The sequence below is a fragment of the Syntrophorhabdales bacterium genome, from assembly GCA_035541455.1.
In the GTDB taxonomy this organism is placed as follows: domain Bacteria; phylum Desulfobacterota; class Syntrophorhabdia; order Syntrophorhabdales; family WCHB1-27; genus JADGQN01.
In genome coordinates this window covers 1-16535 of sequence record DATKNH010000118.1, presented here as the reverse complement: position 1 = coordinate 16535, position 16535 = coordinate 1, and the positions used below count along the sequence as shown (strand labels likewise).

At 53.1% G+C, this 16535-nt stretch carries 15 protein-coding genes and 2 pseudogenes; 14 read left to right on the top strand and 3 right to left on the bottom strand.

Going from position 1 to position 16535, the window contains the following annotated elements:
- The 9 genes from VMT71_12745 to VMT71_12705 all read left to right on the top strand — a co-directional run.
- Positions 1 to 698, top strand: a 698-nt coding sequence (locus tag VMT71_12745; GenBank protein ID HVN24833.1) for a glycosyltransferase, incomplete at its 5' end; no start/stop codon positions are given.
- On the top strand, positions 688 to 2076 hold the full coding sequence (murC, locus tag VMT71_12740; GenBank protein ID HVN24832.1) for a UDP-N-acetylmuramate--L-alanine ligase: 1389 nt from the start codon (positions 688 to 690) through the stop codon (positions 2074 to 2076). The genes VMT71_12745 and murC, both read left to right, overlap by 11 nt.
- Complete coding sequence (gene murB, locus VMT71_12735) at positions 2043 to 2939, top strand: UDP-N-acetylmuramate dehydrogenase (protein ID HVN24831.1); 897 nt, start codon at positions 2043 to 2045, stop codon at positions 2937 to 2939. Before murC ends, murB begins: the two co-directional genes overlap by 34 nt.
- Positions 2932 to 3840 carry a D-alanine--D-alanine ligase gene (locus tag VMT71_12730; GenBank protein ID HVN24830.1) on the top strand — a complete coding sequence of 303 codons (909 nt, stop codon included), beginning with the start codon at positions 2932 to 2934 and terminating at the stop codon, positions 3838 to 3840. Before murB ends, VMT71_12730 begins: the two co-directional genes overlap by 8 nt.
- Positions 3837 to 4538 (top strand): cell division protein FtsQ/DivIB, encoded by a 702-nt coding sequence (locus tag VMT71_12725; GenBank protein ID HVN24829.1) that lies wholly within the window; start codon positions 3837 to 3839, stop codon positions 4536 to 4538. The genes VMT71_12730 and VMT71_12725 overlap by 4 nt, the downstream gene beginning before the upstream one ends.
- Position 4539: 1 nt before the next feature.
- A complete protein-coding gene (gene ftsA, locus VMT71_12720) occupies positions 4540 to 5781 on the top strand; it encodes a cell division protein FtsA (GenBank protein HVN24828.1) in 1242 nt (413 codons plus the stop codon).
- 9 nt (positions 5782 to 5790) lie between these two features.
- A complete protein-coding gene (gene ftsZ / locus VMT71_12715) occupies positions 5791 to 6954 on the top strand; it encodes a cell division protein FtsZ (protein ID HVN24827.1) in 1164 nt (387 codons plus the stop codon).
- Between the two features lie 9 nt (positions 6955 to 6963).
- On the top strand, positions 6964 to 8643 hold the full coding sequence (locus VMT71_12710; protein ID HVN24826.1) for a radical SAM protein: 1680 nt from the start codon (positions 6964 to 6966) through the stop codon (positions 8641 to 8643).
- 94 nt (positions 8644 to 8737) lie between these two features.
- Entirely contained in the window at positions 8738 to 8884 is a 147-nt protein-coding gene (locus tag VMT71_12705; protein HVN24825.1) for a hypothetical protein, read from the top strand.
- Positions 8885 to 9055: 171 nt separating this feature from the next.
- Here the strand turns inward: VMT71_12705 and VMT71_12700 are convergent.
- The 3 genes and pseudogenes from VMT71_12700 to VMT71_12690 all read right to left on the bottom strand — a co-directional run bounded on the left by VMT71_12700 (position 9056) and on the right by VMT71_12690 (position 9810).
- Positions 9056 to 9160: pseudogene (locus tag VMT71_12700) on the bottom strand (rhodanese-like domain-containing protein).
- Between the two features lie 21 nt (positions 9161 to 9181).
- Positions 9182 to 9469: a hypothetical protein gene (locus tag VMT71_12695; protein HVN24824.1), complete on the bottom strand. Its 288-nt coding sequence runs from the start codon at positions 9467 to 9469 to the stop codon at positions 9182 to 9184.
- Positions 9470 to 9480: 11 nt separating this feature from the next.
- Positions 9481 to 9810 (bottom strand): annotated as a pseudogene (locus tag VMT71_12690) (rhodanese-related (seleno)protein).
- A 342-nt stretch (positions 9811 to 10152) separates the two neighbouring features.
- On the opposite strand from VMT71_12690, the gene rplC reads away from it, so the two are divergent.
- From rplC to VMT71_12665, 5 genes are all read left to right on the top strand, one after another.
- On the top strand, positions 10153 to 10800 hold the full coding sequence (gene rplC, locus VMT71_12685) for a 50S ribosomal protein L3 (GenBank protein ID HVN24823.1): 648 nt from the start codon (positions 10153 to 10155) through the stop codon (positions 10798 to 10800).
- Positions 10801 to 10825: 25 nt separating this feature from the next.
- Entirely contained in the window at positions 10826 to 12520 is a 1695-nt protein-coding gene (locus VMT71_12680) for an ABC transporter ATP-binding protein (protein HVN24822.1), read from the top strand.
- The gene (locus VMT71_12675; GenBank protein HVN24821.1) at positions 12513 to 14288 is read left to right on the top strand and encodes an ABC transporter ATP-binding protein; all 1776 of its coding nucleotides are present in this window, start codon (positions 12513 to 12515) and stop codon (positions 14286 to 14288) included. The genes VMT71_12680 and VMT71_12675 overlap by 8 nt, the downstream gene beginning before the upstream one ends.
- Positions 14245 to 14895, top strand: coding sequence for a histidine phosphatase family protein (locus tag VMT71_12670; GenBank protein ID HVN24820.1), 651 nt, complete (start codon positions 14245 to 14247; stop codon positions 14893 to 14895). The genes VMT71_12675 and VMT71_12670 overlap by 44 nt, the downstream gene beginning before the upstream one ends.
- 102 nt (positions 14896 to 14997) lie before the next feature.
- On the top strand, positions 14998 to 16535 hold a 1538-nt coding region (locus tag VMT71_12665; protein ID HVN24819.1), incomplete at its 3' end, for a sodium/proton-translocating pyrophosphatase.

The window sequence follows — 16535 nt, the reverse complement described above, 5'->3', positions numbered from 1 at the left end:
CGGGGCTTGCAAACCAAATGCTCTGCCGCATAGCGGACAAGACCTTTGTCAGCTTCACAAAGACCAGTGAATATCTGAAGGGCAAGGTGGTTCACACGGGTAACCCGATACGAAGGAAGCTGCGAGTCGCTTCTGTGATCGCTTCTCTGCCAAGGACGGATGCCCTGTTCAACATATTCGTGTTCGGCGGCAGCCGGGGAGCGCGCAGCATCAACGAGGCAGTGCTCCTGCTCCTGCCATATCTTGAATCATACAAGAATACGGTCATATACCACCAGACGGGCAGGGATGATTACGAGAAGGTGAAAGGGGCATACGCAGCCGTGAAGATTCCACATGAGGTCTTTCCTTTCACGAATGAGATGGAGAGGTATTATGGCCTTTCGGACGTTGTGATTTCAAGGGCAGGCGCTTCAACGATCTTTGAGCTCGCTTATTTCAAGAAGGCCGCCGTGCTCGTGCCTTATCCGTTCGCTGCCGGAGGGCACCAGTGGAAGAATGCGGCCTGCGTGGAGGAAATCGGCGGTGCTTATGTGATCAGCAACGACGAGTTGACAGGGGAAAGGCTGAACACGGTCCTGAAAGAGCTCCATGAACGTCCGGACTTGCGTGCAAAGATGGCCCAGAATATGGGGACAATTTACGTGGAGAATGCGGAAGAACTGATAGTAAAAGGAATGGCAACCCATGTTTCGTAAGATCGAGAAAATACACTTTATCGGCATCGGCGGCATCGGAATGAGCGGCATTGCCGAAGTGCTCCTGAATCTTGGTTTCAAGGTGACGGGGTCCGACCTGCGTGAGACGGAGACCACTGAACGACTTGTCTCTCTCGGGGCCGAGATCTATTACGGCCACAAGGAAGAGAACGTGACCCAGGTGGATGTGGTCGTCGTCTCGTCGGCGGTCAAGTCTGACAACCCGGAAGTGAAAGCGGCAAAGAGCCGCTTCATCCCCGTCATACCGAGAGCGGAGATGCTTGCCGAACTGATGAGGATGAAGTACAGCATTGCCGTGGCTGGTGCTCACGGCAAGACGACAACAACCTCTCTTGTCGCCTCAATTCTCGATGCCGCGGGCTTTGATCCCACGTGCGTTATAGGAGGACGGCTCAACAGCCTCGGGACGAGCGCGCAGCTTGGCGGAAGCGAATACCTCGTTGCAGAAGCCGACGAGAGCGATGGGACCTTTCTTTTGCTCTTTCCCACAATCGCTGTTGCCACAAACATCGACTTGGAGCATCTCGATTTTTATAAAGACATCGAAGAGATCAAAGAGGCTTTCGTCAGGTTCCTCAACAAGGTGCCCTTTTTTGGCCTCGTTATTCTCTGCATCGACAACCCGGAACTACAGAGCGTGATCCCTTCTTTGAAGCGTAGATACATGACCTACGGACTTTCAAAGCAGGCAGATCTGAGGGCGGAAGTCACAAAACAGGAAGGTTTTACGACCAGCTTCAAAGTGACTTACAAGGGAACCGGGCTGGGCGAAGTGGTCCTTGCTACGCCCGGTATTCATAACGTGGTCAACGCGCTGGCAGCGATCGGGGTGGCCATCGAGCTTGACATCCCCTTCTCCACGGTGCAGGAAGCATTGAGCCGCTTTGCCGGGATCCACAGAAGGCTCGAAGTAAAGTGGCAGAAAGAATGGACCTTGATGGATGATTACGGTCATCACCCGACCGAGATCAGAGCGACTCTTGCTGCGATCCGCGATATCTGGAAGGGAAGAGTGATAGTCGCTTTTCAGCCGCACCGGTACACGAGGACCAAGGCTCTCCTCGAACAGTTCGTTACGTCCTTTAACGAAGCGGATCTGCTGATTGTTACGGAGATTTATGCCGCATCCGAAGAGAAGATCGAGGGCATCAGCGGAAGCGCCCTTGCGGAGCGCATCAGCAAGAGCGGCCACAAGAACGTACTCTTTGCGCCAACCAAAGATGACGTCGCGGAGACGATCCTCCGCATGGTGGCTCCGGGTGATCTGGTTATTACTCTCGGTGCCGGCGACCTTTACAAGATAGGTGAGAGGCTCATTGCGGAATGGAGTGGAAAGGAATCAGGGGCCAGGTCTTGATGAACGTTCCCATGAAGCGGTACACGTCAATGAAGGTTGGCGGACCTGCGGCGTACATGGTCTATCCGGCTGACTATGCCGATCTGGCGAATGTGATACGCGCGGCTGGGCGTAAAGGCATGGCGCATCGCTTTCTCGGCAACGGGACTAATGTCATCATAGGCGACAAGGGCATGAACGAGGCGATTATCAGGACAACGCGCATCGGCAAGGCGCACTTCAAGAAAACGATGGGTGGCGCCCTGGTGGAGGCCGCGGGGGGCATGTCGCTGGCGCGTCTCATACGGGAGACCGTCGACAAAGGGCTCTCGGGACTGGAAAAGCTTTACGGCATTCCCGGTACGGTGGCAGGCGCGATAAAGATGAATGCAGGGAGTTTCGGGGTTCAGATTTCGGATCACCTCGTTTCGGTGACCTACATGGACAGCTCGACCAGGATAAAGACGCGAAAAAAAGAAGAGTGCGGATTCGGCTACCGTACCTCCCTCTTTGCATCTACGGAGCCTATACTGAGCGCCCTGTTTGAACTCCACACGGGTAATGAGCACGAGCTCAGGAAGGAGATGGAACGCGTGTGGATAGAGCGGTGGAGGAAGCATCCGATGGAGTTTCCTTCGGCGGGATCAATATTCAAGAACCGAGGTGAGAATCCTGCGTGGCACTATATCGACAAAGCCGGCCTGCGAGGCCTTAGACTGGGCAACGCTGCCGTATCCGAGAAACACCCGAACTTTATCATCAACCTTGGAAATGCTACTGCGGCTGACATTGTGGGTCTCATGCGAAAAGTGAAGAAAGAGGTTTACGAGCAGACAGGCGTCAGGATGGAGCAAGAGGTCGAGCTCTGGGGCTGTGATGAATAGACAGGAACTGAAAGGAAAGAAGATAGGTGTCTTGATGGGTGGCCTTTCATCAGAAAGGGAAATTTCTCTGCGTTCAGGCAACGCCATCCTGGAGAGCCTTGTCCGCAGCGGCTACGGAGCGATTGCCGTTGATGTTGACAGGGATATTGCAAAACGGCTGCGCCAGGAAGCCATCGAGGTTGCCTTTATCGCTTTGCACGGCAGGTGGGGAGAGGACGGCACCATACAGGGGCTCCTCGAGATCCTCGGGATCCCCTATACCGGATCTGGCGTTCTTGGTTCGTCGGTCTCAATGGATAAAGCGATCATGAAGCTCCTGCTTAAGAGTCTCGGTGTGGCAACGCCTGAATACGTAGTCTGCAGATCACCCGAAGAAGCACATTTCCCGCTGCCTCTTGTGGTCAAGCCGGCACGCGAGGGTTCCACCATAGGGATATCGATTGTCAGGGAAGAAAAAGAAAAGAAGGATGCTTTGACAAGCGCGTTCCGTTTTGATAGCAAGCTACTGCTCGAAAGGTATATTGCCGGCAGAGAGATCACGATTGGCATCGTCAACGGTACTGCTCTCCCTGTCGTGGAAGTAAGGCCTGCCAGCGGCTTTTACGATTTCACTGCAAAATATACGAAAGGCATGACGGAATACCTTGTGCCGGCCAAACTCGACGAGCGTGTAGAAAGGGAAGCATATGACCAGGCACTTCGCATCTGGAACTCGTGGGAGCTCGCAGGATGCGTGCGCATAGATATGTTGCTCGATGGAGAGACCCCGAGCGTTATCGACGTGAATACTTCTCCTGGCATGACAGAGTCTTCGCTTGTTCCAAAAGCGTGGGCGCACCTCGGCAGGAGTTTTGACGAGCTCGTGGAAGAAATCCTGATGAAGGCAGGGCTCAAGGCGTGAAGCGATTGCCATTCTACCTCTTCATCATTCCTGTGTGTCTCCTGTCGGTTCTCACGGTTGCCTATGTATTTTCAAAAGACGAGCCGCTATTCTCACTCAAGAATGTGAGGATCAGAGGAGCGTCGCAGCTCTCGGACGGGGAAATCATGCAGAGAGCGTATCCCTTCCTCAAAGAGAGCATTTTCAACACGCAGGTGGACAAGGTCAAGGAAGCGGTGCTTGCCCATCCATTTGTACGAGAGGTTTCGATTAAGAGGCTCTATCCGTTCTCTCTTGTCATCGACGTGAAAGAGAAAGTGGCCTCCGCCCTCTGGGTGACTCCTGCAGGGGATATCCAGGTGCTTGATGAAACAGGTACAGCCTTCAGGCCTTTGTCAAAGGAAGATACCAGGCATCTCTTCGTGATACAGGCCAAGGACCAGGCTGCGGCCAAGAGCCTGTTCACTCAGGTCAGTGCATGGGTGGCCGACAAGTCAATCAAAAAGGATTCGATCTCCGAGGTTATTGACACGGACGGCAGCATCACGCTCGTCTACCTGGGGGACGGGGTCGAAGTCATTCTGGGGAAAGAAGATCAAAAAGCAAGACTGAAGCGGGCCACGGCAGTGCTTGAGGATGTTCGCAAAAGGGGACTTTTCATCCGGTGTATTGATGCACGTTTCGACAAAGGAGCAATTATAAAAGAGAGGAAGGGTTAGCATGGCGGAGGAGGGAAGCTTTCTTGTCAGTCTTGATGTAGGCACTACGAAGATATGTGTTGTCGTAGCGCGCATGATAGACGGGAAGGTCAACATAGCAGGGATAGGCTCCCACCCTTCCACAGGCTTGCGCAAAGGAGTGGTTGTAAACATTGACAGCACGGTCAATGCAATAAAGAAAGCAGTGGAAGAAGCAGAGCTGATGGCGGGCATAAAGATCAGCGACTGCGTTGCAGGCATCGCGGGGGCCCACATAAAGAGCTTCAACAGCAACGGTGTCGTGGCAATCAAAGAAAAGGAAGTCCGCAGGGATGATATCTCGCGGGCGATTGATGCCGGTAAGGCTGTGGCAATACCCGCAGACAGGCTGCTTATACACGTCATTCCGCAGGAATTCATCGTTGACGATCAAGACGGCATAAAGGACCCCATCGGCATGAGCGGGGTGAGGCTGGAAGTCCGGGTGCACATTGTAACCGCTTCAACAAGCTCTGCGGAGAACATTGTGAAATGCTGCTATCTGGCCGGCCTCTCCGTTGATGACCTCGTGTTGAGCCAGCTTGCCTCATCGGATGCCACGCTCACCCCCGAGGAAACAGAGATCGGCGTAGCGCTTGTTGACATAGGCGGAGGTACCAGCGATCTCGCTGTTTTTGCCAATGGCAGTATCAGGTATACGTCAGCAGTTGCACTCGGCGGTAATCACATCACGAACGACATAGCAATCGGATTACGGACGCCCGTCGAGGAAGCGGAAAAGATCAAGAAAAAGTACGGCTGTGCCATGTCAAAGATGGTCGGTGCCAATGAAACGGTGGAGGTGCCGAGCGTCGGAGGCAGGAAACCGCGAACTCTGACACGCAAGACCCTTGCCGATATCATAGAGCCGAGGGTTGAGGAGATTCTTACGCTGGTCAATGACGAGATCAGAAAGTCCGGCTGCGAAAAGCTTCTTGCGTCAGGGGTTGTGCTGACAGGAGGGTGCGCGAATCTTGAAGGGGTGGTCGAGCTGGCAGAGAGCGTCTTCGGCCTTCCGGTGCGTAAGGGCTCACCCGTCGGCATAGGCGGGCTGGTAGACGTGGTTAATAACCCTACCTATGCAACTGCCGTGGGTCTCGTTCTCCACGGGTTCAGAGAAAACAGAGGAAAAAAGGTCCGGTTTGAGCGCAGGGACATGTTCAAGATGCTACTCGACAAGCGGTTCATCAAGAAAGTAAAAGCGATGTTCAAAGATATATTCTAAGGAGGGACGATGGAAATGTTTTACATGGACGAGAGCAATGGTTTTTCCGCTAAGCTAAAAGTTGTCGGCGTGGGCGGCGGCGGCTGCAACGCCATAAACACCATGGTCAACGCAGGTCTCCAGGGCGTGGAATTCATTGCCATCAATACGGACGTCCAGACCCTCAACATGAATAAAGCGGCAGTAAAAATTCAGATAGGGAGCAAGCTGACCCGCGGACTGGGAGCCGGCGCCAATCCCGAAGTGGGCAGGCAAGCCGCTCTCGAAGATGCCGATCAGATTGCTGAATGCCTCAAAGGAGCCGATATGGTCTTTATCACCTGCGGCCTTGGCGGAGGCACGGGCACAGGTGCATCTCCCGTTATTGCCGACATCTCAAAGGAGATGGGCGCGTTGACTGTTGCGGTCGTGACCAAGCCTTTCCCTTTCGAAGGAAGGATGCGGGCCCTGCAGGCAGATGACGGACTGACCAACCTGAAAGCACGCTCCGATACGCTCATCACCATCCCGAACCAGAGACTTATGTCTATCGGCGGCAAACATATGTCGATCAAAGACGCGTTCCTGAAGGCCGATGAAGTTCTTCTTTACGCGGTGCGAAGCATATCGGATCTCATCATATCTTCGGGCCATATCAATGTGGACTTTGCGGATGTAAAGACAGTAATGAGCGAACGGGGTATGGCCATCATGGGCGTGGGCATGGGCACAGGTGACAAGCGCGCGGTCGAGGCTGCGCATAAGGCCATTTCAAGCCCGCTCCTTGAAGACATCTCTATTCACGGTGCAAAGGGTGTGTTGATCAACGTGACCGGGAACACGGACATGACGCTCCACGAAGTCACCGAAGCCTCTACGCTGATTCAGGAGCAGGCGCATGAAGACGCACGGGTCATCTGGGGACTTGTGTTCGACGAATCGATGGAAGATTCGGTGCGGATCACGGTGATCGCCACCGGTTTTGGCGACGAAGTGGCGCAGGCGCAGGAGAAGCCGGAGAAACCTGAAAAGATACGACGGGAAAATCTCTTTTTCGAAAATGGAACAATACCTGCCTTCGTAAAGAAGAACGTGAAGATTGATTACAGGGAAGCAAAACCGAAACATACGTCCATCGATCTTGACGATGATCGGTACGATATCCCCACGTTCCTCAGGAAGCAGGCAGATTAGGCTTCCGGATTGATACGGAGGACAAATAGGAGACGAGAACATGAGCCTTCCAAAGTACATGGAAAAGTACATGGAACTGCATATGGAACATCACATGAAGAGGAAAGGGGCGCAATCAGGAAGAACTGGGCCGGAAGAGTGCCTGTCTGTGTCGCCTATCCCAATACTTACTTTATCGGCATGTCAAACCTTGCCGTCCACCAACTATACAAGACACTCAACGCTTTCCCCGGAGTCGTCTGCGAGCGTGTTTTTCTCGAAGCAGTAGACACCTCTGCGTCAGAGCACGGACTCCAGGCCAGGTCTGTAGAGAGCGGCAAACCCCTCAACGCCTTCGAGATCATCTTTGTCACATTCTCTTTTGAAATGGATTACGTCAATGCAGCGATCCTGCTCGCTCAGGCTCGGCTCGGGCCGCTGGCCCAGGAACGCAGGGACGGCGATCCACTCGTAGTCGGAGGCGGGATATGCGTGATGGCAAATCCGGAACCGTCCGCCGGGCTCTTCGATCTTCTTATCATGGGGGATATAGAAGCGACTATTCCTCTATTTATCGAGAGCTATCTGAAACATCGGGAAAAAAGGCGGAATGAGCTGATCGAAGCGTTAAGTGATCCGGCGTGGATGTACAATCCTTCCCATCTCACGGTCTCGTACAGCGAGACCGGCACCATTGCTGGATTTGAGCCGGCTTCTTTTCACGTGGAAATCGAGCGCTACAAGGGCGGACATTTGGCCACGTCCGCCGTCATGACAGAACAGACCGAGTTCTCGAATATGTTCCTGGTCGAAGGGACAAGGGGCTGTCCTTCCCGGTGCCCCTTTTGCCTTACAGGAGCTATCAGGCCCTTCATCTACGACCGTTTTCCGGCCGTGGATGAGCATGTGCAGGACGTGGGCATCATCGGCGGTGGCGTCTCTTTTCATCCAAGGCTGGTCGACCTGATCAAGGAACTGAAGAAACGCGGGTTGCGTCCGCATCTACCTTCTCTCAGAATGGATGAGGTGCCGTTGGACGCGATCGAGCTCGTCAGCGAGGAAGTGAAGACCCTGACCTTTGGCATTGAGGCTGCAGCAGAGAGGCTGCGAAAATCGATTGGCAAACCGATCACAGATCATGAGATCTATGAACGCATCGAAGCAATCATGTCTCTGAAATCTTTCCATCTGAAGCTCTACTTTATGGTCGGGCTCTACGGAGAAAGCTTGAAAGACGTGGAGAAGATCGTCGAAATGGCGAAGCACATCATGCACCTCATGATAATGCACGGGGCGAAACGGGGAAGCGTAGGCAGCATCACTGTCCACGCGAGCCCATTTATTCCCAAGGCGGCGACGCCCTTCCAGTGGCTGCCCATGGATGACGTTGATGCTCTTAAAGAAAAACTGAGCATATTGAAGCGGGGTCTCGGCAAGGCTGCCAATACGTATTTCACCCACGAATCGGTCAAGTACAGTTTTCTCCAGGCTGTATTGGCGCGGGGAGACAGGCGAGTCCAGGAGATCATCCTGTCATTGGCCCGGGGCGCGAGCCTTGCGAAAGTTCAGAGAGAGAGCCTCCTCAACCTCAACTTTTACGTGGCCCGAGAACGGCCTCCGGACGAGCGCTTTCCCTGGGATTTTATCACCGGGGGAAGAGAAAAAGCTAAACTGCGCAAGCAGCTTGAAGTAGCGTTGTCCAAGGCTTAGAGAATAGTGAGCAGTCAGCAGCGACTTGTGCGCAGGGCCAAACAGGGATTGCATTTCAAAGAATTGGTATTATTTTCATCATAGGGGAGCTGTCATGACATTTAGAGAGAGAGTTGCACAGGCAGTCCAGGAGCTCGTGCCGAGGCTGGAAGAGCTCGCTGAGGGGCATGTCGAGCTTATGGATCTTGACGAAGAAAAAGGAGTGGTGACACTGAAATTGATAGGAGGCCGTTTGCACTGATGTGGCGAATTCGCCCTCGGTCTGTGGGCAGAGAAGCTGTTGAAAGAAAAGGTTCCGGAAGTAAAAGACGTGGTGGGAATCGACGCTTCTTTTATTGCACTGCAGGAATTGAAAAGCAGTTGAGTGGTTGATTTCACTGCTCAACCACTCAACAATGCAACCCGTTAACGGTCACTTAGGTTCAGTCGGATACTTGGCGGCGGTCCATTCTGACCAGCCGCCCTTCAAAAAATACGCTTTGGTGAACCCCCGCATCTTCATGATCCGCGCCAAACTGGCGCTGGTCCCATTGTCGGGTCAGTCGCAGTAAAGAACAAGCATTTTGTCTTTTGGATATTTATCCAGCCATTGCCCCGGTTTCATGGGGTCTTCGCGAACTGCAGACTTGAGCTTGGTACTGCTTGCGTTCCACTCTTGGGGCAGTCGCAGGTCAATGAGCGTCAGGTCCTGCTTGCCCAGCAGTGGCAACAGTTCTTCCTTGGTTATCTTGTCTGGCTCGGGTAGTGCAGCGGCGAGCATAGCCTTTCCGGCAATGAGCCACAAGCACGCGAGGCCGATCAGAATTGAAGCACATTTGTTTTTCATGCTGCTCGTCTCTACTTCTTAGGTTCGGTCGGGTATTTGGCGCCCGCCCATTCTATCCAGCCGCCTTTCAGCGCATACACTTTCGTATAACCTTTTTCCATGAGTTTCGACGCCACACTGGCGCTCGTCGCTTCGCTGTGTCAGGAACAGTAGAATACGAGAGTCTTGTCTTTCGGGTACTTCTCCATCCAGGATTCGACTTTCATCGGGTCTTCCCGAATCGCCCCCTGTATCATGAGGGTTTCTTTCTCCCAGTCCCCGGAAGCGCGTACGTCGACGACAACGACGTCCGGCTTGCCAAGGAGTGGTTTCAATTCTTCCTTGGTCATCCTGGGAACTTTGTCTTCGGCCCGCACAACATCGCCGAACAGGGCCACTCCGATCACCGCAATCCAGAGAAACATCCCATATTGAACCAGCCTTTTCATTCATACCCCCTAGAGTCGCAACGTGTACAGCACTAAATTACTCTTAATTATAATGCATAGTACTTTACAAGTAAACTATTTATGGTGCTCGCGTCGCCTCCTCGCTCTGCGTAGCCGCCCGAGCCTCCCCCTCTCGCTCGCCGTGCTCGCTAGGGGTAGATTGCCGCGGGCTTGCACGTGGAAATCTATGACAAGCATAAAGGCTTGACTTTACAGTTTTTTTGTCTATAATAATAGGGCTTTGGAGGTGAGACAATGGCACTCGGACTGATTGGCAAAAAGCTTGGAATGACACAGATTTTCGCACAGGACGGCACAATTATCCCGGTAACCGTAGTTCAGGCCGGACCTTGCCGTGTGGTACAAAAGAAGACTGCAGAACGCGACGGATATGATTCTTTCCAGATAGGTTTTGACGAGATCAAGAAGCTCAACCGCGTGAATAAACCGAAGGCAGGACACTTTAAGAAGGCGAATGTGGCTCCTACGAGAAAACTGGGCGAATTCAGGGTCACCGCAGAAGAATTGGGCAGTTTTGAAGTGGGTAGTGAAATACCCGTGGATATCTTCAAGCCTGGAGATTTTGTGGATGTTTCCGGTATCTCCATAGGAAAAGGTTTTGCCGGTGTCATCAAGCGGCATGGCTTCGGCGGAGCTCCCGGCGGACACGGTACACACGAGTTCTTCAGACACGGGGGCTCGATCGGCGCCAACACGACCCCTGCGCACGTTCTGAAAGGCATGAAGATGCCGGGACACCTTGGTGCCCAGAAGGTTACTGTGCAGAACCTCAAGGTGGTGGAAGTGAGAGGCGATACGAACATTGTAATGATTGAAGGTGCGATTCCGGGACCGAAACAGAGCTACGTCATCATCAACAAGGCAGTAAAGAAATCCGGCTGAGCTATTTTGCCAAAGCAGAGCATATGTGGTTAGTAAGTTATCCCTCGTCGTACCATATGTCAGAAAGTACAAAGGCGAGTTTGTTCAGGGCGTAGTAACCCTCGTACTCGCCTCATCCTGCTCAGCGGCAATCCCTTTTCTCATCAAGAACGCTGTGGACGCGCTCCAAGTGGGGCTGCGTACACGTCTCCTCCACATCATAGGACTTGCCTCCCTGCTTGCATGCGCACAGGCCTTTCTGAGATGGCGCTCAAGGATGAAGATCCTAAACAGCGCCCGAGAAATAGAATACGAACTGAGGCGCGATTTCTACACGCATATAATCTCGCTTCCCTACAGCTTCTTCAAAGAGCATCATCGGGGCGACCTCATCGCCCGGGTAATGAACGACATAATCAACGTGCGCATGATGGTCGGCATGTCGATTCTTCACTTTTCAAGCACGGTGGCAACGACGCTCCTGTCGCTGATTATGATGATTCGGATCAATGCGCTCATCGCCGTGCTCGCCATCCTTCCTCTCTGCCTGCTCTTTGTGCTGGTCAGGGGATATATGGAAAAGCTCCATACGATCTTCAAGGACGTGCAGGATACCTACGGACGGCTTTCAAAGGGTGCCAACGAAGTGCTCAACGGAATCAGGCTTGTGAAGAATTATCTGCTGCACAGCGAAGAGCAGAGACGATTTGAGGCACTGAATCGCGAGTACATGGAGAAGAATCTCGCTTCGACGCGTCTATGGGGCATCATCTTCCCTGCGATTGGATTTCTCGGGGGCATGGGTACTCTGGTGGTGATGTGGGTGGGCGGCTATTTCCTGATGTACGGGAAAATCACACTGGGGGACTTCATTGCGCTCAACGCATACTACACGATGCTGATGTGGCCGGTAGTGGCTCTCGCCTGGATTATGAACCTGTATCAGCGGGGCGTTGCGTCGCTTAAACGACTCGAAGAGATTCGTGCGTATCAGGTTGAGTCGGAACTCGGGGCGAACCCCGAACACCTCAAGGGGCACGTTGAGTTCAGCCACGTGAGTGTCACAAAAGGGGAGCGCCGGATCCTCAACGATGTGAGCTTTGCGGCGACGCCGGGGGAGAAGCTTCTGCTGATAGGCCCGACAGGCAGTGGCAAGACGACTGTTCTGAACCTCATTCTCGGTCTCGAAAACGGCTCTGAGGGCGCAATACGCATAGATGGTCTGAACGCTGACCTTCTCTCACCTTCGGCGCGAAGAGGACGTATTGCGACTGTACCGCAGGAACCCTTCCTCTACTCCCTGCCCATAAGAGAGAATATCTTTTCGAATGATCTGGTGCAGACGATTATCAATACCGTTGGCTTGCAAGAGGAGATCGACAGGTTCGAGCAGAAGTTGGAGACGGTTGTTGGTGAGCGCGGCGTGATGCTCTCGGGCGGTCAAAAGCAGAGACTAACCATAGCGCGGGCATTGGCCGCAAAGCCGGACATCCTGCTCCTCGATGATCCCTTTACGCACGTGGATGGCTACACGGAGCACTTGATCTGGGAGCGGATATGGCCGCTCATCAAAGGGTTGACCGTGATCATCACATCAACAAGGCCGGTACCAATTATCTATGTAGACAGGGTAGTTGTCTTGTCCGAAGGAAGCGTTATCGAGGAGGGGAATCCGACAGAGCTTCTTGCCAGAAGCCATTATATGAAGCTGCTCTACGAAGTGAAGGCCGCACGTGGATAAAGGCATCATACGGGATTTCCTCGTCACATATATAGTAAAGTTTAGGAGAACTGCGCTTCTCTCGCTCGCGCTCATGCTTCTTACTGCCACGGCAAGAATGGCGCCACCCTACATCCTCAAGATAGCTATCGACAGATTCATAGCGCGCCAGGACTTCTACGGTCTCAGCCTCATGGCAGTCTGCTATCTTGCCTTCATCGGCATGGAATATGGAACTCTCTATTTTCAAATCTACACCACGCAACGCTTCGGCCAGAACGTCATAAAAGAGATGCGGCTCGCTACATTCGCCCATCTTTTGTCCCTCCCGGTACCTTACTTTGATAAGACCCCTCACGGCAAAAGCCTCAATTACCTGACCAGCGATATGGAGAATATCAATGAGTTCATTACGTCCGGGATTGTGACTACGCTCGCGGATCTGATCACCATCGTCGGCATCTTAGGTGTTATGGTATACCTGAGCCTACCGCTGACTGGCGTGGTCTTCCTTTTCTTCCTGATCCTTTTCCTGGTGACAAATTCTTTCCGGAAGCGCTTTTCGACTGTCTACCGGGACGCGAGAGAGGGCGGCTCGGAGATGAACGCATTCCTCCAGGAGAGCTTTGCAGGGATGTATGTTTCAAAAGTATTCAACCGGAAAGATGCAGAGATAAGTGCTTTTGATGTAAGAAACCGGCATTACATCGAGGCGTTCAAGAAGGTGACCTTTTACCTGGCACTCTATTTTCCCCTTGTTGAATTCATCGGGGTATTCTCCGTACTCGCTCTTCTCTGGGCCAGCGGGCAGTTATTGATTCTCTACGGTTTCGGTGCCATTACGTTCGGCACCATCGTTGCGTTCATAGAATACTCGCAAAAGCTGTATAATCCGATCAGAGACCTGAGCGAAAAATATAATCTTTATCAGAACGCATTTTCGAGCCTGGAGAAGCTGCACAACCTTCATAACCTGGAGAAGGAGCGCCACGAAGGCGATGAGACGCAGGTGAGAGGCGACATTGTCTTGAAAGATGTGTGGCTTTCCTATGAGAAGGACGACGTGTACGCCCTCAAGGGGATAAGCCTTGCAATTAAGGAAGGAGAGCGCGTCGGCGTCGTGGGCCTGACAGGCTCAGGAAAAACGTCGCTCATCAATCTGCTGCTCGGTTTCTACAAGCCAACCAAGGGAGAAATCAGCATCGGGGGAAAAGGGATGGAGCATTACTCCCTTGGGGCCATACGTAAAGCGTTCGGGATTGTCTCACAGGACGTCTTTATATTCCCAAGGACGATCAGGGAAAACCTCTTCATGGCTGGTGAAGAAGCTCCTGCGCGAGAGCTGAGCCCCATCTTGAAAGGTTTTTGCGGAGAGGATTTGCACAAAACCATAGCAGAAGACGGTGTCAACCTTTCAGAAGGTGAAAAGCAGCTCATTTCGATTGGCCGAGTGTTGGCGTACAAGCCGCGCTATCTCATCCTTGACGAGGCTACAAGCAGGATCGATCCTTACCTCGAAGCACGTGTGAGGCAGGCATTGAACAATGATTTTCCTTCAGCCACCTGGATAGTGATAGCACATAGTATGGCAACCATGGCGGAGATGGACCGGATATTCGTGATACACGACGGGCGGATCGCGGAAAGCGGCACTCATGGGCAACTCATGGATGAGGGTGGGATCTACAGTCACCTCTATTCGATTTACGCAGGCCGACATTCGGCCGAGAAGGAGAAGCATGCCTATGAAGATCTACGTGGTCAGACATGGCGAAACGGCGTGGAATAAGGAGGAAGTATTCAGAGGCCGTAAAGATGTTCCTCTGAATGACAGAGGCGTAGGGCAGGCTGAGCGCACCGGACGCTTCTTTGCCGGCAAAAGGATCTCCCTTATCTGCTCGAGTCCCCTTTCGAGAGCAAGGCAGACCGCTTCCGAGATAGGTAAGTCTTGTAATGTGGCGGTCAAGGTAGATGACGCGTTTATCGACATGGACTTTGGTCGCTGGGAGGGGCTTTCCCTTCCAGCCGTTCGAAAGGCCTTCCCCGAATCGTTCGAGACATGGAGGAATAACCCGCACCGGTTTTGCATCGAGGGCTCTGAGACACTGACCCGGGTGAGAAGTCGCTCTATGAAAGGGCTCAGACAGGCGATCAGCACTGTTCCGAAGGACGACCCCTCGGAACCTGTCATCATCATAGTAACGCACCGGGTGATCTGTAAGCTGCTGGCCTTGCATTTTCTCGGCGTGTCCAACCGCTTCTTCTGGAAAGTGAAATGTGACCCTGCGAGCATCACCCTTGCCGAACAGGCGGGAGGGGAAATGGTTCTCTCGATGCTGAACCAGACGTTGCATTTGCAGGAGCCTTCGGACAATATGGAGTATCGTGATTTTTGAAACGCGGTACCGAAAACTGTTGACACTTTGTATGCAATAATTTAGAGTAGATGGGCATGTGAATCTTTTTATAAGCCCTAAAAAAGTTCAAGGAGGTAGTACATGAGGTTCATACATGAACACAGACTCCCTATGGTCTCATTTCTTCTTTGCCTCATGGGATTGTTCCTGGCGCCTGCAGTCTTTGCCGGCGAGGCTGATATTGTCCTGCCCGATCTGACCAAAGTCCAGTTCACGGTCCTCGGAGGCTCGTTGGGCGGGCTGTCGATCATGTATTTCGGTTTACTGATCTGTATCATCGGCCTGATTTTCGGCTTGATCCAGTCGAACCAGACCAAGAACTTACCGGCCCATAAATCAATGCTGGATGTCTCCGACATTATATGGGAGACCTGTAAGTCCTATCTTGCCCAGCAGGGAAAATTCCTCGTCATCCTCTGGGTCCTCATTGCCATCTGCATGGTCTACTACTTCGTCGGCCTGCAGAACGCACCTTTCGGCAATATGGTCATTATCCTTTTCTGCTCTATACTCGGTATCCTCGGGTCCTACGGTGTTGCCTGGTTCGGCATGAGGATCAACACGAGAGCCAACTCACGAACGGCGTTTGCGGCGCTGAAAGGCAGACCGGTTGACGTAGTGGCCATCCCCATGCGCTCCGGGATGAGCGTTGGTCTTCTTCTGGTGAGCGTCGAGCTTTTCTTCATGATCTGCATCCTGGTCTTTCTGCCCAGGGAAGTGGTAGGACCCTGCTTTATCGGCTTTGCCATCGGCGAGTCCCTCGGCGCATCCGCGCTCCGTATCTGCGGCGGTATCTTCACCAAGATCGCCGACATCGGCTCTGACCTGATGAAGATAGTCTTCCATCTCCCCGAAGATGACCCGAAGAACCCTGGTGTCATTGCAGACTGTACGGGCGACAACGCAGGCGACAGCGTCGGCCCGACAGCGGACGGCTTCGAAACCTACGGCGTCACGGGTGTTGCCCTTATCGCCTTTCTTGCTCTGGCTCTCGCAGGGAACCCGCTCATGGGCGGGACCCTTATCATCTGGATCTTTGCCATGCGTATTCTGATGATCCTTACGTCTCTCGTTTCCTATTTCATCAATCAGGCAGTCACGATAGCCAAATACGGGAACGTCAAAAAGTTCAACTTCGAACATCCGCTTACCAGTCTCGTCTGGATCACCTCTGCAATCTCGATTATCGTGACCTTCTGGGCAAGCTACACGCTGCTCGGTGATCTGCCCGATCCAAAATACGCTTCTCTATGGTGGGCGCTCGCCATAATCATCAGCTGCGGTACCATAGCCGGCGCCCTTATTCCCGAGTTCACCAAGGTCTTCACCAGCACCAGCTCCCGCCACGTGCAGGAAGTTATGGCCTCGGCCCGCCAGGGCGGCGCCTCCCTTGATATCCTCTCCGGTTTCGTCGCGGGTAACTTCTCCGCCTTCTGGGAAGGGTTGACCATTCTGGTCCTCATGCTCGTCGCCTATCTGGTCTCCTTCAACCCATCCATACAGGCGCTTATGCCTAAAGAATTTGCCTTTGCCGCGCCTGTGTTCGCGTTCGGTCTTGTGGCCTTCGGGTTCCTCGGCATGGGTCCCGTGACGATTGCGGTGGACAGCTTCGGCCCGGT

What these genes read in the sequence shown, in the direction of transcription:
- rplC (HVN24823.1), top strand. Translation starts at nt 10,153, where the DNA reads ATGGCACTCGGACTGATTGGCAAAAAGCTTGGAATGACACAGATTTTC.
- VMT71_12670 (HVN24820.1), top strand. Translation starts at nt 14,245, where the DNA reads ATGAAGATCTACGTGGTCAGACATGGCGAAACGGCGTGGAATAAGGAG.
- VMT71_12695 (HVN24824.1), bottom strand. Translation starts at nt 9,469, where the DNA reads ATGAAAAACAAATGTGCTTCAATTCTGATCGGCCTCGCGTGCTTGTGG.
- murB (HVN24831.1), top strand. Translation starts at nt 2,043, where the DNA reads ATGGAGTGGAAAGGAATCAGGGGCCAGGTCTTGATGAACGTTCCCATG.
- ftsZ (HVN24827.1), top strand. Translation starts at nt 5,791, where the DNA reads ATGGAAATGTTTTACATGGACGAGAGCAATGGTTTTTCCGCTAAGCTA.
- VMT71_12730 (HVN24830.1), top strand. Translation starts at nt 2,932, where the DNA reads ATGAATAGACAGGAACTGAAAGGAAAGAAGATAGGTGTCTTGATGGGT.
- murC (HVN24832.1), top strand. Translation starts at nt 688, where the DNA reads ATGTTTCGTAAGATCGAGAAAATACACTTTATCGGCATCGGCGGCATC.
- ftsA (HVN24828.1), top strand. Translation starts at nt 4,540, where the DNA reads ATGGCGGAGGAGGGAAGCTTTCTTGTCAGTCTTGATGTAGGCACTACG.
- VMT71_12705 (HVN24825.1), top strand. Translation starts at nt 8,738, where the DNA reads ATGACATTTAGAGAGAGAGTTGCACAGGCAGTCCAGGAGCTCGTGCCG.